Annotated in this window: 21 protein-coding genes and 1 pseudogene; 17 read left to right on the top strand and 5 right to left on the bottom strand. The window is 49.9% G+C overall.

Annotated features, from left to right (window positions below):
- The first annotated feature begins 276 nt into the window (after positions 1–276).
- Genes rpsF through rplI form a run of 4 tightly spaced genes read left to right on the top strand, consistent with a single transcriptional unit; the run spans position 277 to position 1,742 of the window.
- Positions 277–705 (top strand): 30S ribosomal protein S6, encoded by a 429-nt coding sequence (gene rpsF / locus BZG77_RS01860; protein ID WP_077460007.1) that lies wholly within the window; start codon positions 277–279, stop codon positions 703–705.
- Between the two features lie 8 nt (positions 706–713).
- Entirely contained in the window at positions 714–1,016 is a 303-nt protein-coding gene (priB, locus tag BZG77_RS01865) for a primosomal replication protein N (protein WP_021023492.1), read from the top strand.
- A gap of 16 nt (positions 1,017–1,032) precedes the next feature.
- The gene (gene rpsR / locus BZG77_RS01870; RefSeq protein WP_021023493.1) at positions 1,033–1,260 is read left to right on the top strand and encodes a 30S ribosomal protein S18; all 228 of its coding nucleotides are present in this window, start codon (positions 1,033–1,035) and stop codon (positions 1,258–1,260) included.
- 32 nt (positions 1,261–1,292) lie between these two features.
- Positions 1,293–1,742, top strand: coding sequence for a 50S ribosomal protein L9 (gene rplI, locus BZG77_RS01875; RefSeq protein WP_077645979.1), 450 nt, complete (start codon positions 1,293–1,295; stop codon positions 1,740–1,742).
- A gap of 61 nt (positions 1,743–1,803) precedes the next feature.
- On the opposite strand, the gene BZG77_RS01880 is transcribed toward rplI, so the two are convergent.
- Entirely contained in the window at positions 1,804–2,574 is a 771-nt protein-coding gene (locus tag BZG77_RS01880) for a DUF481 domain-containing protein (RefSeq protein ID WP_077645980.1), read from the bottom strand.
- A gap of 168 nt (positions 2,575–2,742) precedes the next feature.
- Between BZG77_RS01880 and BZG77_RS01885 the strand changes: the two genes are divergently transcribed.
- Both BZG77_RS01885 and alr read left to right on the top strand, forming a co-directional pair.
- Positions 2,743–4,134, top strand: a complete 1,392-nt coding sequence (locus tag BZG77_RS01885) for a replicative DNA helicase (RefSeq protein WP_021023496.1) — start codon at positions 2,743–2,745, stop codon at positions 4,132–4,134.
- Entirely contained in the window at positions 4,124–5,245 is a 1,122-nt protein-coding gene (gene alr, locus BZG77_RS01890; protein ID WP_108743924.1) for an alanine racemase, read from the top strand. Before BZG77_RS01885 ends, alr begins: the two co-directional genes overlap by 11 nt.
- 51 nt (positions 5,246–5,296) lie before the next feature.
- On the opposite strand, the gene BZG77_RS01895 is transcribed toward alr, so the two are convergent.
- Positions 5,297–5,728 carry a secondary thiamine-phosphate synthase enzyme YjbQ gene (locus BZG77_RS01895; protein WP_077645982.1) on the bottom strand — a complete coding sequence of 144 codons (432 nt, stop codon included), beginning with the start codon at positions 5,726–5,728 and terminating at the stop codon, positions 5,297–5,299.
- A 229-nt stretch (positions 5,729–5,957) separates the two neighbouring features.
- On the opposite strand from BZG77_RS01895, the gene pgi reads away from it, so the two are divergent.
- A complete protein-coding gene (pgi, locus tag BZG77_RS01900) occupies positions 5,958–7,613 on the top strand; it encodes a glucose-6-phosphate isomerase (RefSeq protein ID WP_077645983.1) in 1,656 nt (551 codons plus the stop codon).
- Between the two features lie 102 nt (positions 7,614–7,715).
- Here pgi and BZG77_RS01905 read toward each other — a convergent pair whose 3' ends face one another.
- Together BZG77_RS01905 and zur are read right to left on the bottom strand one after the other, a co-directional pair.
- Positions 7,716–8,180: a chemotaxis protein CheX gene (locus tag BZG77_RS01905; protein WP_021023500.1), complete on the bottom strand. Its 465-nt coding sequence runs from the start codon at positions 8,178–8,180 to the stop codon at positions 7,716–7,718.
- Between the two features lie 29 nt (positions 8,181–8,209).
- Complete coding sequence (zur, locus tag BZG77_RS01910; protein WP_021023501.1) at positions 8,210–8,653, bottom strand: zinc uptake transcriptional repressor Zur; 444 nt, start codon at positions 8,651–8,653, stop codon at positions 8,210–8,212.
- A 282-nt stretch (positions 8,654–8,935) separates the two neighbouring features.
- Between zur and azu the strand changes: the two genes are divergently transcribed.
- The 10 genes and pseudogenes from azu to BZG77_RS01960 form a co-directional block, all read left to right on the top strand.
- Positions 8,936–9,382 (top strand): azurin, encoded by a 447-nt coding sequence (gene azu / locus BZG77_RS01915; RefSeq protein ID WP_077645984.1) that lies wholly within the window; start codon positions 8,936–8,938, stop codon positions 9,380–9,382.
- A gap of 242 nt (positions 9,383–9,624) precedes the next feature.
- The gene (dusA, locus tag BZG77_RS01920; protein ID WP_077645985.1) at positions 9,625–10,653 is read left to right on the top strand and encodes a tRNA dihydrouridine(20/20a) synthase DusA; all 1,029 of its coding nucleotides are present in this window, start codon (positions 9,625–9,627) and stop codon (positions 10,651–10,653) included.
- 158 nt (positions 10,654–10,811) lie between these two features.
- Positions 10,812–11,075 (top strand): envelope stress response protein PspG, encoded by a 264-nt coding sequence (gene pspG, locus BZG77_RS01925; RefSeq protein ID WP_077645986.1) that lies wholly within the window; start codon positions 10,812–10,814, stop codon positions 11,073–11,075.
- 161 nt (positions 11,076–11,236) lie between these two features.
- Complete coding sequence (locus BZG77_RS01930; RefSeq protein ID WP_077645987.1) at positions 11,237–11,878, top strand: TIGR04219 family outer membrane beta-barrel protein; 642 nt, start codon at positions 11,237–11,239, stop codon at positions 11,876–11,878.
- A 212-nt stretch (positions 11,879–12,090) separates the two neighbouring features.
- A complete protein-coding gene (gene exaC / locus BZG77_RS01935; RefSeq protein WP_077459999.1) occupies positions 12,091–13,599 on the top strand; it encodes an acetaldehyde dehydrogenase ExaC in 1,509 nt (502 codons plus the stop codon).
- A 141-nt stretch (positions 13,600–13,740) separates the two neighbouring features.
- Positions 13,741–13,968, top strand: a complete 228-nt coding sequence (locus BZG77_RS01940; RefSeq protein WP_077460040.1) for a thymidylate kinase — start codon at positions 13,741–13,743, stop codon at positions 13,966–13,968.
- A 141-nt stretch (positions 13,969–14,109) separates the two neighbouring features.
- The gene (locus tag BZG77_RS01945; RefSeq protein WP_077645988.1) at positions 14,110–15,918 is read left to right on the top strand and encodes an assimilatory sulfite reductase (NADPH) flavoprotein subunit; all 1,809 of its coding nucleotides are present in this window, start codon (positions 14,110–14,112) and stop codon (positions 15,916–15,918) included.
- Entirely contained in the window at positions 15,918–17,633 is a 1,716-nt protein-coding gene (gene cysI / locus BZG77_RS01950; RefSeq protein ID WP_077645989.1) for an assimilatory sulfite reductase (NADPH) hemoprotein subunit, read from the top strand. Before BZG77_RS01945 ends, cysI begins: the two co-directional genes overlap by 1 nt.
- Positions 17,626–18,405 carry a phosphoadenylyl-sulfate reductase gene (locus BZG77_RS01955; RefSeq protein ID WP_077645990.1) on the top strand — a complete coding sequence of 260 codons (780 nt, stop codon included), beginning with the start codon at positions 17,626–17,628 and terminating at the stop codon, positions 18,403–18,405. The genes cysI and BZG77_RS01955 overlap by 8 nt, the downstream gene beginning before the upstream one ends.
- Positions 18,406–18,439: 34 nt before the next feature.
- Positions 18,440–19,213 (top strand): annotated as a pseudogene (locus BZG77_RS01960) (alanine racemase C-terminal domain-containing protein); the annotation flags it as partial.
- Positions 19,214–19,276: 63 nt separating this feature from the next.
- On the opposite strand, the gene BZG77_RS01965 reads toward BZG77_RS01960, so the two are convergent.
- Positions 19,277–19,897, bottom strand: a complete 621-nt coding sequence (locus tag BZG77_RS01965; RefSeq protein ID WP_021023517.1) for an FKBP-type peptidyl-prolyl cis-trans isomerase — start codon at positions 19,895–19,897, stop codon at positions 19,277–19,279.
- Positions 19,898–19,969: the final 72 nt, after the last annotated feature.

Raw genomic sequence — 19,969 nt, forward strand, 5'->3', positions numbered from 1 at the left:
TATTGTTTAAAAAGAAGTGCATCAATAGCTTGATATTGGTGGGAATTCCTACATAATTGACAGTTTTCATATTTAATTTCTTGTTTTTTTTGCAATTGGTCATGCTTTTTCGGGGGCATGGAACAACCAATCGATAAAGACAAAATCCGTTTGCTTATGGCGCTGCAGTGCTGTACTATCTCGCGCCTGATTCTCGGTCTTTTCTTTTCCGTTCCTTGCTTCCGCTGGACGACCGAGCCAATTGTGGAAGCTGATTAATCCGTAAGGAGCAACTCAATGCGTCATTACGAAATCGTATTCATGGTGCACCCTGATCAGAGCGAGCAAGTTGCTGGCATGATCGAGCGTTACACTGCGTCTATTAAAGATGCAGGCGGTCAGATCCACCGTCTAGAAGACTGGGGCCGTCGCCAACTGGCTTACCCAATCAACAAATTGCACAAAGCACACTACGTTATGATGAACGTAGAAGCCGAGCAGGCTGTGATTGACGAGCTAGAAAGCATGTTCCGCTTCAACGACGCAGTGATCCGTAACATGATCATGCGTACTAAAGACGCTATCACTGAGCCATCTGTCATGATGAAGGCTAAAGAAGAGCGTACTGCTAAGCGTGAAGATCGCCCTGAGCGTGAAGAGCGTGCGGAAGCGAAGCCAGAAGCAAAAGCGGAAGCTGAAGCTGAAGGCGAAAACGCAGCTGAGTAATTGCTGTAATGACCAATCGGTTGGAGCTTGCTGGTGTTATCAGTAAAGGTCCGGTCCGTCGCCAAAGCCCTGCAGGCGTTCCGCACTGTCACTTTGTGTTAGAGCATCGTTCTACGCAGGTTGAAGCTGACTTCCCTCGACAAGTGTTTTGTCGTTTATCTGTGGTTGTGAGTGGGCAAGGGTCAACACAACAAACGCAAAATTTAGCTTTAGGTAGCCATATCAAGGTAAGCGGCTTTATTGCTTACCAGACCAGCCGACAAGGCGAGGGAAAATTGGTATTGCATGCCGACACTATTATAGACATTTAGATCAGGAGATAAGCCCATGGCACGTTTCTTCCGTCGTCGTAAATTCTGCCGTTTCACTGCAGAAGGCGTCACAGAGATCGACTACAAAGATGTAGCGACTCTAAAAAATTACATTACCGAATCAGGTAAAATCGTACCTAGCCGTATCACTGGTACTCGTGCTAAGTATCAGCGTCAACTGGCTCGTGCTATCAAGCGCGCTCGTTACCTGGCCCTGCTGCCGTACACTGACAAGCATCAGTAATCGGAACTGTCCAAGTTAGAGAGGATTGAAGAATGCAAGTTATTCTACTTGATAAAATCGGTAACCTGGGTGGCCTAGGTGATCAGGTAACTGTTAAATCTGGTTATGCACGTAACTTCCTTATCCCTCAGGGTAAAGCGGTTATGGCAACCAAAGCCAACATCGAACATTTTGAAGCTCGTCGTGCTGAGCTAGAAGCAAAAGTTGCTGAGCAACTGGCTGCTGCCCAAGCGCGTGCTGAGAAAGTTGAAGCACTAGAAGCGGTTGAAATCGCTTCGAAAGCGGGTGATGAAGGTAAACTGTTTGGTTCTATCGGTACCCGTGATATCGCTGATGCTGTGACTGCAGCGGGCGTTGAAATCGCTAAAAACGAAGTTCGTCTACCAGAAGGCGCACTGCGTCACACTGGCGAGTACGAAATCAGCGTGCAGCTGCACTATGATGTTTTCGCGACCGTCAAGGTGAACGTTGTTGCTATGTAATTAGCAACAAGGTTTCGATAAAAAGCCAGCCTTCGGGGTGGCTTTTTGTTTTTTCAGCGGTTTATAACCATTGATAACGAATACCGACTGTGAGCATACTGTCGCGATTTTTTAGTCCCGGAGGGACATCTGTCATGTAAGTCTGTTTGCTGGTTATTTTTATCGATAACTTTTCAGTAATGGTCGATGCCAAAGTGAGTGATCCTTCGACACTGGTATTACTGCTCCCTGAAATGATAATACTTCTTCCTTCTAAACTGACATTGTCGAGCATATGCCACTCTCCTCTTGCCTGTCCACGTATCACTGATTCACTGACTGAGTAAGGCATGATCAAATCGTCATCATCAATTTCATCGACGTTCGGTTGTTGATAACGAAAACCTGGACCTATCTCGGTGCTTAATGTGAACTTAGCGTTTTGAAGCCAGTGATAGCCTAAACCCGTTGCCAGCATAAAATCGTCATAATAAGGGCCGTAACGGTCGGCGACATAAGTGGCATTGAGTAGCGCATAGTTTCTGTCACCAAGTAACATATTAGCTTGCGACTCTAGCTCTGTTTTACGTTTGTCCTCTTCACCATCTTTTTCAACTTGCAACAGACTAATGCTGGCTTGATAACTGTATTGCTCAACTTGATATTGACCTGTGAGCGCATTATTGATGGTTTGAGAATCTGAGTTACCACCGAGGCGCTGATAACCGAGCGAAATATCGGCTGACCAAGGTGATTCTGATGTTTTATTATCGTCACTTGCATAGGCAGGGACCCCGCATACCATCCAAATTGATAAGCACACGGGCTGACAAAAAGATTTCACTACTTTCATCTCACGCAATTAAGGCGCCGCTATGCTAGGCGCTATTTCCGTTATGGTAGTCAAATTTGGGTTAGGATTCGAGGAGGTCATTCAGCGTTTGGAAAAAAATGCCTCATGGGGCAGCGTCCCACAAGGACAGCGGGTATAATGACCTCTATTAGCAATAGGTGAGTTTTTATGGCAGACAATCGTAAACCCGCAAAAGATCAGCAAGTCGCTAACCTCAAAGTGCCACCACACTCGATAGAGGCCGAGCAGTCGGTTTTAGGTGGTTTAATGTTGGATAATGAACGCTGGGATGCGGTTGCGGAAAAAGTCGTCGGCCATGATTTTTATAGCCGACCCCATCGGTTGATTTATGAATCGACCAAATCGCTACTGGATGAGGGTAAGCCGCTTGATCTTATCACCTTGTCTGAGCATCTCGAAAAGGCGGGAACGCTCGACGATGTGGGCGGCTTTGCTTACTTGGCGGAGCTGGCGAAAAACACCCCGAGCGCCGCTAACATTGTAGCGTATGCCGATATTGTCCGCGAGCGTGCCATGGTGCGCAACCTGATTGGGGTAGCCAATGAAATTGCCGATGCGGGCTATGATACCCAAGGGCGAAGCTCAGAAGATTTGCTCGATATGGCTGAGAGTAAAGTCTTCGCGATTGCTGAGTCTCGGACTAGTGAAACCGAAGGGCCACAGCACATTGACTCGGTACTGAGTCGCACCCTAGAGCGCATTGAAGAGCTGTTCAAGTCACCGCAAGACGGGGTTACCGGCGTATCGACGGGTTTTACCGATCTTAATAAGAAAACGGCAGGCTTACAGCCTTCTGATCTCGTTATCGTCGCGGCACGACCATCGATGGGTAAAACGACCTTTGCGATGAACTTGTGTGAAAACGCAGCCATGGATCAAGAAAAGCCTGTATTGATTTTCTCGCTCGAGATGCCGGCTGAGCAGCTGATGATGCGTATGTTGGCCTCGTTATCACGGGTTGACCAAACTAAGATCCGAACCGGCCAATTAGATGATGAAGATTGGGCGCGTATCTCGTCCTCGATGGGGATCTTGATGCAGAAAAAGAACATGTACATCGATGATAGTTCCGGCCTAACACCGACTGATGTGCGCTCGCGAGCTCGCCGTGTGGCGCGCGAACATGGTGGCGTGAGCATGATCATGGTCGACTATTTACAACTGATGCGCGTACCAGGGTTACAAGAAAACCGGACCTTGGAAATTGCTGAAATCTCACGCTCGCTAAAGGCGCTTGCCAAAGAACTCAATGTGCCTGTTGTCGCTTTGTCGCAGCTTAACCGTTCGTTGGAGCAGCGTGCTGATAAGCGTCCCGTTAACTCGGACCTGCGTGAGTCGGGTGCGATTGAGCAAGATGCGGATTTAATCATGTTTATTTATCGTGACGAAGTCTACAACCCAGAAAGTGCCATGAAAGGGATTGCAGAAATCCTGATTGGTAAACAGCGTAACGGCCCGATTGGTAGTGTGCGCTTGACCTTCCAAGGCCAATACTCACGTTTTGATAATTATGCAGGACCCGCGTTTGATGATGAGTGATCTGTCTACCATGACCAATGCGGCTCGCGCCTTCATTGATCCCGAGGCCATGGTGCACAACATCCAAGTGATGCGTCGCAAAGCCCCCGATAGCAAAGTGATGACAGTGGTCAAATCGGACGGTTACGGTCATGGGCTAACATCCGTTGCGACGACGTTGGCGCCTTATAGCGATGCCTTTGGGGTGGCGCGGATAGAAGAAGCTCTGACGCTGCGTCAAGCGGGCATTACCTTACCCATTGTGCTACTCGAGGGTTTCTACGAAGCGGATGAGCTGCCGTTATTGGTTGAGCACCAACTGACCGCCACGGTGCACTGTGATGAGCAAGTGGCAATGCTGACACAAGCGAGCCTGCCTTCGCCTTTGTCGGTATGGCTAAAAGTGGACTCAGGCATGCATCGGCTAGGCTTTGAACCGGATCAGGTGCCTGGTGCACTTTTTGCCCTGCATGCTTGCGACAATGTAGCGCCTGAGATTGGTTACTTGAGTCATTTTGGCTGCGCGGACGAAATGGATAATCCGATCACCCAAGCGCAAATTGACACCTTCTCGCGCGTTACGGAAGGGCTGCCCGGTGAACGCTCATTGGCTGCATCTTCCGGCACGTTATTTTGGCCGCAAAGTCATTTTGATTGGGTGCGCCCAGGTATTTGCCTGTATGGCATTTCCTCTCGTATTGAATTAACAGGTGACGCACTTGGTTTGAAGCCGGCAATGCGCCTGACATCGCGGGTCATGGCTGTGCGTCGTCTCAAAGCTGGCGAGCCGGTAGGTTATGGCGCGCGTTGGCGCAGTTCGCGCGATACCTTGATTGGTGTGATTGCGATCGGCTATGGCGACGGCTATCCGCGTTCTGCACCTGACGGCACGCCCGTATGGCTCAATGGTCGAGAAGTACCGCTGGCTGGGCGCGTCTCAATGGATATGATCACCGTTGATCTGGGTCCAGATGCGACCGATAAGGTGGGTGATGAAGCGGTGTTGTGGGGACCCGAGCTCCCGGTTGAGCGCATCGCGCGCTTGGTTGATACGATTGGTTATGAACTTGTCTGCCAGGTGACAGGCCGCGTCCCACGTCAATATCTAACCAATCCCTCCCCGAGGGGGTGAGCGAAACGCAGTGATACGCTAAACGCCTCGGGACTGCTTTGTCTCGGTTGATTAGCCCGCGGTAGGCGCGCCTTGAAGTGTGACGACCAGCGTACGTGAACCGCCCTGATCACGGTGTTCGCCTAGATAAATCCCTTGCCACGTACCGAGATTGAGGTGTCCTTGAGTGATAGGGACAGTGACACTTGCCCCTAGCAAAGACGCCTTAATATGTGCCGGCATATCATCATCCCCCTCATAGGTATGACGGTAATAGGGCGCACGCTCGGGCACTGAGTGATCAAAATGGGACTCCATATCTTGACGCACGGTGGGGTCCGCATTTTCATTGAGGGTTAAACTGGCTGAGGTATGTTTGATAAATACCTGCACCATCCCCATCTCAATATCATGCAATACAGGCAGTGCGTCGACGATCTCGTCGGTCACAAGATGAAAGCCTCGAGAGCGCGGGCGTAAGCGAATTTCAGTTTGGTACCACATAAGCAATCCTTGTTGTGATCTCTATCGTAATCAGTTAGCCCAAAGGCGATCCAACTATTCTATGATTAATCGCAACCTACTCACAGCGATTGCATGTGAGAATCGAGCCATGATTATGTAATATTACACCAATAACCGCTGCGTACAGCATGGTGGTGCTGACGTTATACAGGACTCCAGCCTGCTGTGATACCCACAGCAGCACTCACAACGCGATTTGGATGACATGATGCTAAAGACAACGAACCCCACACAAACCGTGGCGTGGCAATCACTGACCGCCCACTTTGAAGAAGCACAGGACTATACACTGGCGGATCTGTTTGCGGATAATCCAGACCGATTTGCCCATTTCTCAACGCAATTTGAAGACAGCATTCTGTTGGATTATTCCAAAAACCTGATCAGCGAAGAAACCCTGACCAAGTTATTGGCATTGGCAGACGAAACGGGCGTTTCAGACGCGATTACGTCGATGTTTAATGGTGAGAAAATCAACCGTACAGAAGACCGAGCCGTGCTTCATACTGCGTTGCGTAATCGTAGCAACCAGCCTGTTATGGTGGATGGCGAAGATGTCATGCCGCACGTCAACGCAGTACTCGCGCAAATGCAATCATTCTCTGAGCGTGTGATCAGCGGTGAGTGGAAAGGCTATACCGGTAAAGCAATTACCGATGTGGTGAACATTGGTATTGGTGGCTCAGATCTTGGCCCTTACATGGTCACTGAAGCGCTGGCAGCTTACAAAAACCATCTCAATTTACACTTTGTTTCTAACGTTGATGGCACCCACATGGCCGAAACGTTAAAAGCCCTTAACCCTGAAACGACGTTGTTCTTGGTGGCTTCAAAAACCTTTACCACCCAAGAAACCATGACTAATGCGCACACGGCGCGTGACTGGTTTATGAAGGCTGCTGGAGATGAAAGCCAGGTGGCGAAGCATTTTGCGGCGCTTTCAACCAATGCCGATGCTGTTGCGAACTTTGGGATTGATACGGCCAACATGTTCGAGTTCTGGGACTGGGTTGGTGGCCGTTATTCACTGTGGTCAGCCATTGGTCTATCGATTTGCTTAGGCGTCGGCTTTGACAATTTTGTCGCCTTACTCGATGGCGCACATCAAATGGATAACCACTTTAAAACCGCACCCATGGCGCAAAACATGCCGGTGTTGTTGGCGTTAATTGGTATCTGGTACAACAACTTCCACGGTGCTGAATCAGAAGCGATTTTACCGTATGATCAATACATGCATCGCTTTGCCGCGTATTTCCAGCAAGGCAACATGGAATCAAACGGTAAATACGTCGACCGTCACGGTAATCCGGTCGATTATCAAACGGGCCCAATTATCTGGGGTGAACCTGGTACAAACGGCCAACATGCTTTCTATCAGCTTATCCACCAAGGCACTAAGTTAATCCCGTGTGACTTTATTGCCCCTGTGCATAGTCACAACGTGATTGGCGATCACCACGCTAAACTGATGGCGAACTTTTTTGCACAGACCGAAGCATTAGCCTTTGGTAAGAGCCGTGAGCAAGTCGAAGCCGAGCTAGTGAAAGCGGGCAAATCGGCCGAAGACGTGGCCGCGATCGCGCCCTTTAAAGTGTTTGAAGGTAACCGTCCAACCAACTCTATTTTGGTTGAGAAAATCACGCCTTATACACTCGGGGCTTTGATTGCAATGTATGAGCATAAAATCTTCACTCAAGGTGTGATTTGGAACATTTTCAGCTTTGATCAGTGGGGTGTTGAGCTGGGTAAACAACTGGCAAGCAACATTTTGCCTGAGCTGAGTGATGATCAGCAGGTTGAGAGCCATGATAGTTCGACCAATGGACTGATCAATGCATTCAAGCAGTGGCGCCAAGCGTAAGCTGACCGACTACGATTAATTGAGAAAGCTAAATGCCGCGATGCTTATCGCGGCGTTTTTTTATTTTAATATAGGTGGGTTGACTAAGCTGCGCATCCTTGTTTAATGATCGAAGCAGATCTCGATAAACGCTGTGCCATGTGGGGACTTAAACGGCATGATAATTACTGGGCCATCACTTTTGTGGTTGATGGTATGGCCTTTGCCTGAGACAACCACTGGGGTCGCCATTTCAAACTCAAAGCCTTTTTCGGATAGGATGCGTTTAGCGCCGCCTGTCACCATATTCGTAATTTCACCGACCATGTCGGTCACTTCTTCATCAATGGATTCTGAGCGCTCGCCCAGCATGCGTTGCATGATTTCCAGTGCCATATCTTCATCAAATGTGACTGAAAACGATCCTTTGGTTTGTGGGCCAACCATGCCTATCAACCCAGAGACGTCACCTTTTGCGATCTCTGACTTTTTTAAATGAGGCTTCTCTGGCTGGATGTCCAGCTGTGCCATGGTTTGTAGCACATTAATCAGTGAAGTAAGAAATGGGTTGACGAATTGTGCTTCCATAAAGAGTGTCCGTCCTAATCAAATCAGTGTTAGTGAGCCAAGCATTGTGCACAAGTGCCATGGGTTTCAATCACATGATGTTGCACATCAAACCCCATTTTACGCGCTTTCTCACGCAATGCCTCTGATAGCTCTTCAGTGTGACACTCTTCCACGGTGCCGCATTGATCACAAATCAGCAGTTGAGAGCAGTGCCCCTGATGCCCTAAGTGGCAGCAGGCAATATAGCTATTGGTCGATTCTACCTTGTGCACAAACCCCTGTGCTAATAGAAAGTCTAGCGCACGATACACCGTTGGGGGTTTCGCTTGTGGCTCGGTTTCACGCAATATATCGAGCAGCTCGTACGCGGTAATCGCCCGTGAGTTATTGGCGATAATTTCATAAACGCGGGTCCGTTGCGGCGTTAATCTCACACCACGTTGCTCACACAGCTGCTGTGCGCGGTGCAGTAAACCAGTGATCTGGGTCATAGCGCCTCAAAGTACTAACAGTCAGACAGTTATCTTATCATAGCTGTATACCAACGCACCCTGCGTATCTTTATCCTATGCGCTTTGCCACAAGTGTAAATCGATATTCTATGACCACTTGATCGCGATCAGCTACCTTCAGGTAATGATAGAAGTAAAAACAATAAACAATCAGTCGATTTTTGAATCGGCTAACTGTTTTGCGCTGTTATGTCAGTATGATGGCAGTGTGCCACAGGCATAAAAAACATACCTTTACATCCATAACAGGAGTATGTACCGATGAAAAAACTGTTAGCCCTCGCCGCTTTGGCGTTCGCGTCTGTCTCAACGCAAGCGGCTGCCAATGAGTGTGAGTTAACTGTCACCACCGGCGATAAAATGGCCTACGACCAGTCATCGTTGTCCGTACCAGCAAGCTGTAGTGAAGTGACGCTCACGCTAGAGCATCAAGGCTCAATGCCTGTGACTTCGATGGGCCACAACTGGGTGCTGTCGGAAACGTCTAACTTGCAAGATATCGCCATGAAAGGCGCGGGTGCGGGTGCCGATAACGGTTACCTACCACAAGGCGATGATCGTATCTTGGCGCATACCAAGTTGATTGGCGGCGGCGAAAGTACCACCATCACCTTCTCAACCGATGGGTTGCAAGGCAAAGACTTAACTTATTTCTGCTCTTTCCCCGGCCATTGGACGGTAATGAAAGGCAAATTCACTATCGAATAAGTCTTGTTGCGAGAGAGCGCATCGTTCGGCTCTCTCGCTTGTTTCATTCTCGGCTTAATAACAGAGTAAGTCGAATCACCCCTGCGATCATAACGGTCTCCATACTGTTATCTTACCGATTTCTTTCTCTAAGCCTGCTGGTGAACCGGTTCTGCTTAAATCTTACTGATGCAATGTGTATAATCCGCGTCCGCCTGTCGAAAACGACTGTCGTTTAACGTAATTTGCAGAGATTCGAGACCATGACTACCCCCAGCAAAACCGCCGCCAGCCCTGATATGACGCCAAAAACGGTGATGCAGCGTTTCTCTGTTGCGCCGATGCTCGATTGGACGGACCGACACTGCCGTTACTTTCATCGTTTATTATCTGGGCAAACCTTGCTGTTTACCGAGATGGTTACCACGGGGGCGATCATTCATGGTAAAGCGGATTACCTTGCCTATAACGAGCAGGAGCATCCGGTGGCGTTGCAACTGGGGGGTTCGGATGCGGCCGATTTGGCAACATGCGCTAAGCTGGCGGCTGAGCGTGGCTATGATGAAATTAACCTTAACGTCGGTTGCCCGTCGGATCGGGTGCAAAACGGTCGCTTTGGTGCGTGTTTAATGGCGGAGCCTGAGCTGGTGGCGCAGTGTGTGGCCGCCATGCGAGAAGTCACCGATGTGCCTATTACGGTGAAAACCCGCATTGGTATTGATGAGCAAGACAGCTATGAATTTTTAACCGACTTTGTTGAGACAGTCAGCGAAAAAGGTGGCTGTGATATGTTCACGATTCATGCGCGCAAAGCGTGGTTAAACGGTTTGAGCCCAAAAGAGAACCGCGATATCCCGCCACTGGATTACCCACGCGTGTATCAGCTCAAAAAAGATTTTCCGCACCTGACGCTTGCGATCAATGGCGGGGTGAAAAGTCTTGAGGAGGCGGAGCAGCATCTTGAGCATCTTGATGGGGTGATGGTTGGTCGCCAAGCTTATCAGAGTCCGTTTATGTTGGCCGAGGCCGATCGGCGTTTATTTGGTATGACAACGCCTCGCATTACACGTCGTCAAGCGGTTGAAGCCATGTTCCCATACATCGAAAAACAGCTCTCTCAAGGGGCGCAACTGAACCATATCAGTCGCCATATGTTAGGTCTGTTCCAAAATATGCCTGGCGCGCGGCAATGGCGTCGCTATATCAGCGAGAATGCGCACAAGCCGGGAGCAAGTATTGAAGTGCTGACCACGGCGATGAGCCACATTCCTGACGATTGGCTTGATGCGTAATTGAGTGAAAATGACTAAATTTAGGTTTACATTTAACCACCACGTTGACATCGACCGGAAAGCCAATCCTAACGTACTGAAATAATGAGAATATATAGAGTGACAAATTGGCTTAAAACCTGCAGAGTCTGTCTCGCTATCAAGACAAGGAGATCGTAATGATCGAACTACTTTTTCTGATTGGCTTTGCGGTGGTGTTATTCATGACCGGAGTCAGCATCATGGGCATGGTACTGGCGATGCTCGCGGGTTTTGCTGTGATGATGTTGGCCGGGATGATCGGTACGCTGCTCAAGCTACTGCCATGGCTTTTAGTCATTGCTGTGGTGGTTTGGTTAGTCAAACGTCAACGTCGCAGCCGTAAACGTGAGCCTGAAGTGATCATCAACGAAAAGCGCTGGGCACGATTCCGTCGCCGCTAGAGCGTGAAAACTTGCGCGTGTGCACAGCAAACGGACAGCATAAGTTGTTTTTGGCTTCTTCTCGGCACAAAGCTTGCTATCATTATCAGTTACCGGCGACAAGGCATGGCTTTGCCGCCTCCGCGTGACGACACTTTTTTATCGACAATGTGGAGACTTTCATGAAAACCACTTCAATGACGCTTGCCGCCGCAGCGTTTACCGCGCTACTGGCCATGCCCTCTCAAGCAGCAACTCTTGCCGGGGGAAAAGTCGGCGCCGATGCCTGGTTTATGGATGCTGATGTCAACAATGTAGAAGCCGATGATGCCAGTACAACGGGTTCTTATTATGCGGCACTCGAGCACCCGCTTCCGTTAATCCCGAATGCCAAGATCCGTCAAACCTCAGTGAGTGTTGACAACCTCGATGTTGATTTTGACCAAATCGACTTCGTGGCGTATTACGAGTTTCTCGATAACGATCTTGTCTCTGTGGATGCTGGCGTTAACTTACAGCGTTTCCAATCCGGTAAATTCCAGGGACAAAGCTTTGATGAGTGGCAACCAAACGTCTATGTCGATGCCCGCGTTGGCTTGGTAGGCACGCCGTTAAATGTGTTTGCCACCGTAAGCAAAGGCGAGTTTGATGGTACCAGCACCTTAGATGCCGAGGCGGGCCTCATTTATCAACTGGGCTTGGTCGCCGCAGATTTGAATGTGCGTGGTGGCTATCGGATGATTGACCACGATTTCGATTATTTTAATAAAAAAGCTGAGCTTGATCTGACCGGTTTCTTTGTCGGTGCTGAATTAGACTTTTAATCTTGCTTTTTATCAGCCTTATACTCTAAACCGCGCCTCTGCGCGGTTTTTTAATGCCTTCCTGTTTTTTTCCAACTCTGTTGCATATGTCTCACTGCGACTTTCGCCTAATATCCAGCAATAAAAAACTCTGCCACGATTTTCAGTCATAACGGCAAGGAGAGGGCAGTACGTGCTCCGCCATCGACTCAAACACGGAATAAGGAAAGAGTATGATTTACGCAAAGCCAGGAACAGAAGGGTCAGTGGTAAGTTTTAAATCACGCTATCAAAATTTTATTGGAGGTGAATGGGTTCCACCCGTGAAAGGGCAGTATTTTGCTAATACCTCGCCCTGTACCGGTGAAACACTAGCAGAGATACCGCGTTCGAGCGCCGAAGACGTGGATCTGGCATTGGATGCTGCCCATGGCGCGAAAGATGCGTGGGGAAAAACCTCCGTCACTGACCGTGCGAATGTTTTGTTAAAAATTGCCGACCGGATTGAAGCTAATCTTGAGATGCTCGCGGTGGCAGAAACATGGGAAAACGGAAAAGCCGTACGTGAGACCTTGGCGGCTGATATTCCGCTTTGTGCTGATCACTTCCGTTACTTTGCCGGTTGTATTCGCGCCCAAGAAGGCACTGCGGCGGAGCTGGATGCAGGGACCGTTGCTTATCATATTCATGAACCACTGGGTGTGGTGGGGCAAATTATTCCGTGGAACTTCCCTTTGCTGATGGCGTCATGGAAACTCGCACCAGCACTGGCGGCGGGAAACTGTGTGGTGCTCAAGCCGGCGGAGCAAACGCCGACGACCATCTTGCTGCTGATGGAGTTGATTGGTGATCTGTTACCGGCCGGGGTCGTTAACGTAGTCAATGGTTATGGCGCTGAAGCCGGGCAAGCTCTCGCCACGTCACCAAGGATTGCCAAGTTAGCGTTTACTGGCTCCACTCCGGTGGGACACCATATTCTGCGCTGTGCGGCAGAAAACCTGATCCCTTCAACCGTTGAGCTTGGTGGTAAATCGCCCAATATCTATTTTGAAGATGTGATGCAGCAAGAGGAGGCCTATATCAATAAAGCGGTCGAAGGCTTGTTGTTAGGCTTTTTCAACCAAGGCGAGGTCTGCACCTGTCCATCACGCGCATTGATTCAAGAGAGCATTTACGATGCGTTTATTGAAAAAGTGATTGAGCGCGCCGGGATGATCAAACAAGGAAATCCGCTCGATACCGAGACCCAGGTGGGCGCCCAAGCGTCTGACGAGCAGTTCGATAAGATCATGAATTATTTGAAAGTTGGACAGGAAGAGGGAGCCAAAGTATTAATCGGGGGCAGCCATAAAGACCTGGGTGGCGGCTATTACGTGCAGCCGACATTACTGCAAGGGCACAATGACATGCGTGTGTTCCAAGAAGAGATTTTTGGTCCTGTGATAGGGGTGACCACCTTTAAAGATGAAGCCGAAGCCTTGGCGATTGCCAACCACACCGAGTATGGCTTAGGGGCGGGGTTGTGGACGCGAGATATGAACCGCGCCTATCGGGTCGGTCGCGCGATTGAGGCGGGACGTGTGTGGACCAACTGCTATCACCTCTATCCGGCGCATGCGGCGTTTGGTGGCTATAAAAAATCGGGAATTGGCCGTGAAAATCATAAAATGATGCTGGGTCATTACCAACAAACAAAAAATTTATTGGTGAGCTATGACATTAATCCTTTAGGCTTTTTCTAAGCTAGCATATCTTGATATCCGGTGCGGCGACTATGCCGCACCACGCTAACTCCGTTTTACGTTAAGGCCATGCATGGCACTCTCGTCTATCTGATACTAAGCTCAACTCAAGATGTGGATTTTATCGATAGGCAAATGACGATGACAGCCGAACAACTCCGTGCGTTATACCGCCAACAGCTTTTGATTGAAGCGCTTGTTGAGCCGTCGTTAGATAATGAAGGATGGGTGGTTGAATGCCGCCATGCTGCGGGAGGCTTGATGGCATTGACGAATGCCGACGGCGTTGAGCAGTGTTTTCTCGATATCGACCAAGCGACCTTGAATGCATTAGAGATTGGTTTTCAGCAAGTGCGCATTGTCGACTAATCCCGCGACCGCGCTTAAGCACTCCTTTCTACACATGGCATCTTACAAAAAGTTATAAAACATTCACATCTATTCTTTATTGTTATTAACTGGTGAGGTTACGCTAGCATTTACGCAATGTTAGCAAGGAATGTCGTCACCATGTTACTCAAGGATCTCTCCGGGTTAACCAGCCCGCTTAATGATCAGCAAATCGGCCAGTTGCAACAAGCGGTGGCGGAGTTGTCGCCGCAGCAGCTGGCCTGGATCAGTGGTTATTTTTGGGGGTTAAGCCAAACACCTGCCGGTGAAGCGGTGGCACCCAAGACCATGCCACAAACCAGTGCCGCGCCCAACCACACCCTGACTATTCTGTATGCCTCGCAAACGGGTAATGCCAAAGGCGTGGCGGAGGCGTTGCATCAAGAGGCCGAGGCAGCAGGGATCCCAGCCAAGTTGGTTGCGACCGATAACTATAAAGGCAAGCAGCTGGGCAAAGAAACCCACTTGGTGATAGTGGCTTCCACCAATGGTGAAGGCGAGCCGCCTGATAATGCCATTGAGCTGCATGAATTTTTACAATCTAAAAAAGCGCCTAAGCTTGACCATCTTCACTACGCCGTTTTGAGCTTAGGAGACTCGAGTTACGAGTACTTTTGCCAAACAGGTAAAGATTTTGACGCCTTTTTACAAAAACTCGGCGCTCAGCCCATGGTCGCCCGTCTTGATTGCGATGTGGATTATGAAGCCATAGCCAGTGCCTGGCGCGAGCAAACCTTAGCCGAGGTCAAGCAACAATTTCAGGCCAGCGGGGACGCGCAAGTGGTGCCACTCCATCAAGCCACCTCGCACGCTAAATATACTAAGCAGTCTCCTTACACAGCCGAACTACTCACCTGTCAGCGTATTACTGGACGTGGGTCAGATAAAGCGGTTTACCACATTGAATTCGATCTGGATGAGTCCGGCATTCAATACCAACCGGGCGATGCCTTGGGGGTGTGGTATCAAAACGATCCTGTATTAGCCGATGCCATTTTAGCCCAAGTAGGACTGAGTGGTGACGAGTCGGTGGCGGTGGATGGCAGTGCCGTTTCGTTGCGCGAGGCGCTGATCACTGACTATGAAATCACCGCTTCTAACCCGCAGCAGATCACTGCGCTGGCGGCGTTGTCGGAAAGCGACACACTCACCGCCTTGACGGAAGACAAAGCTGCACTGCGTGAGTTTGCCAATCGCACTCAGCTCATTGATGCATTGACGCTGGCCGATGTCACTCTCAATGTCGAGCAATTTCAATCGATATTGCGCCGGCTTACCCCGCGTTTGTACTCAATTGCTTCGAGCCAGGCAGAAGTAGAAGACGAAGTGCACCTCACCGTCGGGCTGGTGGAGTATCAGCATGAGAGTGGAGCGTCACGCCAAGGCGGCGCATCGAGCTTTCTCGCCCACCGCGCGGCGAAAGCGGAGACAGTAAAAGTGTTTGTTGAGCATAACGATAACTTTAAGCTTCCTGATAACGATGCCACCCCGATCATTATGATTGGTCCAGGCACCGGTATTGCGCCATTCCGCGCCTTCTTGCAAGAGCGAGAGCAACGGGAAGCACAAGGTGACAACTGGTTGTTCTTTGGTGATCGCACCTTTACTGATGATTTTCTCTATCAGGTTGAATGGCAGCAATACCTTAAATCTGGCCTACTCACGCGGATGGATGTGGCCTTTAGCCGTGATCAGGCAGAGAAAGTGTATGTCCAGCATCGGTTACGCGAACACGCTGAAGCGGTATGGCAATGGCTATCAAACGGTGCCTACCTCTATGTGTGTGGCGATGCTAACCAAATGGCGAAAGATGTCCATGAAGCGTTAATCGAGATTGCCCAAACACAGGGTCAGCAAAGCCGTGAGCAAGCCGAAGCCTTTATTAACGAATTGCGCAAAGATAAGCGCTATCAAAGGGATGTGTACTAATGAGTGAGCAGAAATTTGCGGGCGATACACTGGGCCCACTGGCCGATAATGAACGGCTAAAAAAAGACAGTGATTATTTGCGTGGCACCATTGATCACGACTTGCAGGATCCTATTACGGGTGGTTTTACCGATGATAATTTCCAGCTGATCCGTTTTCACGGCATGTATCAGCAAGATGATCGCGATATTCGCGCGGAGCGGCAAAAACAAAAATTGGAGCCACTGCATAACGTGATGCTACGCGCGAGGATGCCGGGCGGGATCATTACTCCTGAGCAATGGTTAGCGATTGACAAGTTTGCCCGCGAAAGCTCGCTCTATGGCAGCATTCGCCTGACCACGCGACAAACTTTTCAGTTTCATGGTGTCCTAAAGCCTAACATCAAGCTCATGCATCAGACCTTGCATGAATCTGGTATTGACTCGATTGCTACTGCTGGGGATGTGAACCGTAATGTGCTGTGTACCTCCAACCCAGTGGAGTCCGAGCTCCATCAGCAAGCCTATGATTGGGCAAAACGCATCAGCGAGCACTTGCTGCCTAAAACTCGCGCTTACGCAGAGATTTGGCTCGATGGTGAAAAAGTCGAAGGCAGCCAAGATAAAGAGCCGATTTTGGGTGAGCGTTACTTGCCGCGTAAGTTCAAAACCACGGTGGTGATCCCGCCACAAAACGACGTGGATGTGCACGCCAACGACCTTAACTTTGTCGCCATCGCCGAACAAGGACAGCTGATCGGCTTTAACGTCTTAGTCGGGGGGGGGCTAGCGATGACCCATGGTGACACCAACACCTACCCGCGCCGCGCAGATGATTTTGGTTTTATTCCGCTTGAACATACGTTGAAGATTGCTGAGGCCGTGGTCACCACCCAACGTGATTGGGGAAACCGTTCGAACCGTAAAAATGCGAAAACCAAGTACACCCTTGATCGTGTTGGCGCGGATGTATTCAAAGCGGAAGTGGAAAAGCGTGCTGGTGTAATATTTGCGCCAAGCCGGCCTTATAGCTTTACAGGTCGCGGTGATCGCTTGGGCTGGACCAAAGGGATTGACGGTAAATACCACCTCGCCTTATTTATCGAAAATGGCCGCTTGCGTGATACACCAGAAAAGCCGCTCAAAACCGGCATGGCAGAGATCGCCAAGGTACACCAAGGCGATTTTCGAATGACCGCCAACCAAAACCTGATCATTGCCGGGATCCCTGAAGCGCAAAAAGACGAGATTGAGGCGTTAGCGCGTCGTTATCGGTTAATTGATGATGCGCACAGTGTACAGCGCACGAATTCGATGGCGTGTGTTTCCTTCCCAACCTGTCCACTTGCCATGGCAGAAGCGGAGCGCTTTCTTCCCGATTTTGTCACCGAAGTGGAAGCGATTCAGAAAAAACACCAAGTAGAAAACGATCCGATTGTTTTACGGGTAACCGGCTGTCCCAATGGTTGCGGCCGCGCGATGCTGGCAGAAGTGGGTTTGGTCGGCAAAGCGCCGGGTCGTTACAACTTGCATTTAGGCGGAAACTGGGAAGGCACCCGGATACCGAAAATGTATAAAGAGAATATCACCGATCGCCAAATCCTCGAGGAGTTGGATCAACTGATTGGTCGCTGGGCAACGGAGCGTGAAGCGGGTGAGCACTTTGGTGATTTCTTGATCCGCCGCGAGGTGATTGCCCCCGTGCATGTGTCTAAGAGGGATTTTTATGCTTGAAACCGTTCAACCTAATGCGACGTTAGCCTTGGCTGACATTGCCGCGATGAATAAAAGCCAGCAAGCCTTGGCATTGGCGGAGGTCAATGCCACCTTGGAGTCACTTTCGGCGCCTGAGCGTGTGGCCTGGGCACTTGAGCATCTCGAAGGACAATGTGTTCTGTCGTCCAGCTTTGGTGTACAGGCAGCGCTTATGCTTCATTTAGTGAGTCAGGTTAAATCGGACATTCCGGTGATCTTAACCGACACGGGCTACTTATTTGCCGAGACTTACCGGTTTATCGATACCTTAACTGCACGGCTTAACTTGGATTTGCGCGTCTATCGTGCTGAGCTTTCCCCCGCGTGGCAAGAAGCGCGTTACGGCCAACTCTGGGAGCAAGGCGTGGAGGGGATCAGCCGATATAATCAAATCAACAAAGTTGAGCCGATGAAGCGTGCGCTGCGAGAGCTAAAAGCCGGGACCTGGTTTTCTGGGCTCCGCCGAGGTCAATCTGACTCGCGTGCCAATTTGCCGATACTCAGTGTCCAGCATGGGGTGTTTAAGTTCTTGCCTGTGATTGATTGGTCGAACCAACAGGTCGATGATTATCTGCGCGAGCACGACTTGCCTTATCATCCATTGCGCGAAAAAGGCTATGTGTCGGTGGGGGATGTTCATACCACCCAGCGGTTAGAACCGGGCATGCGTGAAGAGCAAACTCGGTTTTTTGGTCTCAAACGCGAGTGCGGCTTGCATGAGGACGACTTAAATGATGGTTCGGGGATATAGTCCCGTCGGGAATAGCCTCGTCGAGAATAGCCCTGCCGAGCAAATGCGTGAGTTAGCCGACAAGCATGATATGACCATTCCGGTCCATATGGCCTTTAATGCCGGTGGTATGGGGCGTAATGGTATTGAGATGAACGAGGAATTTGGCAAACAAGTTGCGGTGGATATCGCTACCGACCCACGCTTTAACGTCGTCGGTATCATGACTCACTTTCCTAACGATGAAGCGGAGTATGTTCGTAGCAAGTTAGGACAGTTTACTGCGAACAGCGAATGGCTAATAGAGGAAGCTGGGCTTCAACGTGAAGATGTATTGCTGCACGCGGCGAACTCTTTTGTGACACTGAATGTTCCTGAAGGCCATCTTGATATGGTTCGTCCGAGTGGCGCCTTGTATGGCGATCAGCCCACTAACCGTGAACTGCCACCGATCATGAGCTTTAAAACTAAAGTGGCCTCTGTGCATCACTTGCCTGAAGGCAGCACCGTGGGCTATGACAGTACCTATACGCTAAAGCGTGATTCGGTGTTGGCGAACCTGCCGGTGGGGTATTCGGATGGTGTGCCACGTAAAATGGGCAACAACGCTGATGTCTTGATTCAAGGTCACCGAGCCCCCGTGGTCGGTGTGTCATCCATGAACACCATTATGGTCGATATTACCGAGATTGCGGATCAAGTGATGCTCTTTGGTCAGCAAGGGGAGGAGACCATTGGCGCTGAAGAGTATGAATCGAGTGCGGATGTGATCTTCCCTGAGATATACAGCTGGTGGGACGCGGTCAACCCACGTGAATACGTGCAGTAATCCGTACAAAAAAAGCGATGCCGATTGGCATCGCTTTGCTTGTTATTCAAGCGCTGATCCGTTTTACAGGATATCAAGCAACTCTACTTCAAATACTAATGCAGCAAATGGCGGGATTGCTGCGCCAGCACCACGCTCGCCGTAGGCTAGATCTTGTGGTACATACAGTTTCCACTTAGAGCCAACCGGCATCATTTGCAGGGCTTCCACCCAACCTTTAATCACGCCAGTCACTGGGAACTCGACCGGTTCGCCACGCGTAACTGAGCTATCAAAAACGCTGCCATCGATCAGTTGGCCATGATAGTGCACACGTACCTGCTTATCGCTGGTTGGGATGTCACCGTCGCCTTGTACCAGCACTTCGTACTGTAGGCCTGATTCGGTTACCGTCACTTCATCACGTTTGGCATTATCAGCCAAGAAAGTATCGCCTTCTGCGGCTTGTGCTTTTGCAGCTTCTTGACGAACTTCTTCTGCTTTTGTGTGAAGCTCACGCAATGCGTTATTAATGTCATCAATTTCGATCTCTGGCATTTCGCCAGCTAAGGCCGTGCTGATGCCTTTGGCAATCGCATCGACGTTTAGACCTTCAAGGCCACTGCCCGCAAGTTGTTGGCCCATTTGTAGGCCGATGCCATAGCTGGCCTTCTGTTCGACGGTTTCCAGTTGTACGTCAGACATAACGTCTCTCTTTTGTGGGTCAATAAAGTGTGAAAGGATAACAGGTGATGGATTCGTGGGTAAACTTTTGTG

This window comes from Salinivibrio sp. IB643 (genome assembly GCF_001996105.1).
Lineage (GTDB): Bacteria > Pseudomonadota > Gammaproteobacteria > Enterobacterales > Vibrionaceae > Salinivibrio > Salinivibrio costicola.

What these genes read in the sequence shown, in the direction of transcription:
- azu (WP_077645984.1), top strand. Translation starts at nt 8,936, where the DNA reads ATGAAAAAACTGTTAGCCCTCGCCGCTTTGGCGTTCGCGTCTGTCTCA.
- cysI (WP_077645989.1), top strand. Translation starts at nt 15,918, where the DNA reads ATGAGTGAGCAGAAATTTGCGGGCGATACACTGGGCCCACTGGCCGAT.
- BZG77_RS01965 (WP_021023517.1), bottom strand. Translation starts at nt 19,897, where the DNA reads ATGTCTGACGTACAACTGGAAACCGTCGAACAGAAGGCCAGCTATGGC.
- zur (WP_021023501.1), bottom strand. Translation starts at nt 8,653, where the DNA reads ATGACCCAGATCACTGGTTTACTGCACCGCGCACAGCAGCTGTGTGAG.
- BZG77_RS01895 (WP_077645982.1), bottom strand. Translation starts at nt 5,728, where the DNA reads ATGTGGTACCAAACTGAAATTCGCTTACGCCCGCGCTCTCGAGGCTTT.
- BZG77_RS01880 (WP_077645980.1), bottom strand. Translation starts at nt 2,574, where the DNA reads ATGAAAGTAGTGAAATCTTTTTGTCAGCCCGTGTGCTTATCAATTTGG.
- rplI (WP_077645979.1), top strand. Translation starts at nt 1,293, where the DNA reads ATGCAAGTTATTCTACTTGATAAAATCGGTAACCTGGGTGGCCTAGGT.
- BZG77_RS01905 (WP_021023500.1), bottom strand. Translation starts at nt 8,180, where the DNA reads ATGGAAGCACAATTCGTCAACCCATTTCTTACTTCACTGATTAATGTG.
- exaC (WP_077459999.1), top strand. Translation starts at nt 12,091, where the DNA reads ATGATTTACGCAAAGCCAGGAACAGAAGGGTCAGTGGTAAGTTTTAAA.
- pgi (WP_077645983.1), top strand. Translation starts at nt 5,958, where the DNA reads ATGCTAAAGACAACGAACCCCACACAAACCGTGGCGTGGCAATCACTG.
- pspG (WP_077645986.1), top strand. Translation starts at nt 10,812, where the DNA reads ATGATCGAACTACTTTTTCTGATTGGCTTTGCGGTGGTGTTATTCATG.
- rpsR (WP_021023493.1), top strand. Translation starts at nt 1,033, where the DNA reads ATGGCACGTTTCTTCCGTCGTCGTAAATTCTGCCGTTTCACTGCAGAA.
- rpsF (WP_077460007.1), top strand. Translation starts at nt 277, where the DNA reads ATGCGTCATTACGAAATCGTATTCATGGTGCACCCTGATCAGAGCGAG.
- BZG77_RS01930 (WP_077645987.1), top strand. Translation starts at nt 11,237, where the DNA reads ATGAAAACCACTTCAATGACGCTTGCCGCCGCAGCGTTTACCGCGCTA.
- BZG77_RS01955 (WP_077645990.1), top strand. Translation starts at nt 17,626, where the DNA reads ATGCTTGAAACCGTTCAACCTAATGCGACGTTAGCCTTGGCTGACATT.
- priB (WP_021023492.1), top strand. Translation starts at nt 714, where the DNA reads ATGACCAATCGGTTGGAGCTTGCTGGTGTTATCAGTAAAGGTCCGGTC.
- BZG77_RS01945 (WP_077645988.1), top strand. Translation starts at nt 14,110, where the DNA reads ATGTTACTCAAGGATCTCTCCGGGTTAACCAGCCCGCTTAATGATCAG.
- BZG77_RS01940 (WP_077460040.1), top strand. Translation starts at nt 13,741, where the DNA reads ATGACAGCCGAACAACTCCGTGCGTTATACCGCCAACAGCTTTTGATT.
- alr (WP_108743924.1), top strand. Translation starts at nt 4,124, where the DNA reads ATGATGAGTGATCTGTCTACCATGACCAATGCGGCTCGCGCCTTCATT.
- dusA (WP_077645985.1), top strand. Translation starts at nt 9,625, where the DNA reads ATGACTACCCCCAGCAAAACCGCCGCCAGCCCTGATATGACGCCAAAA.
- BZG77_RS01885 (WP_021023496.1), top strand. Translation starts at nt 2,743, where the DNA reads ATGGCAGACAATCGTAAACCCGCAAAAGATCAGCAAGTCGCTAACCTC.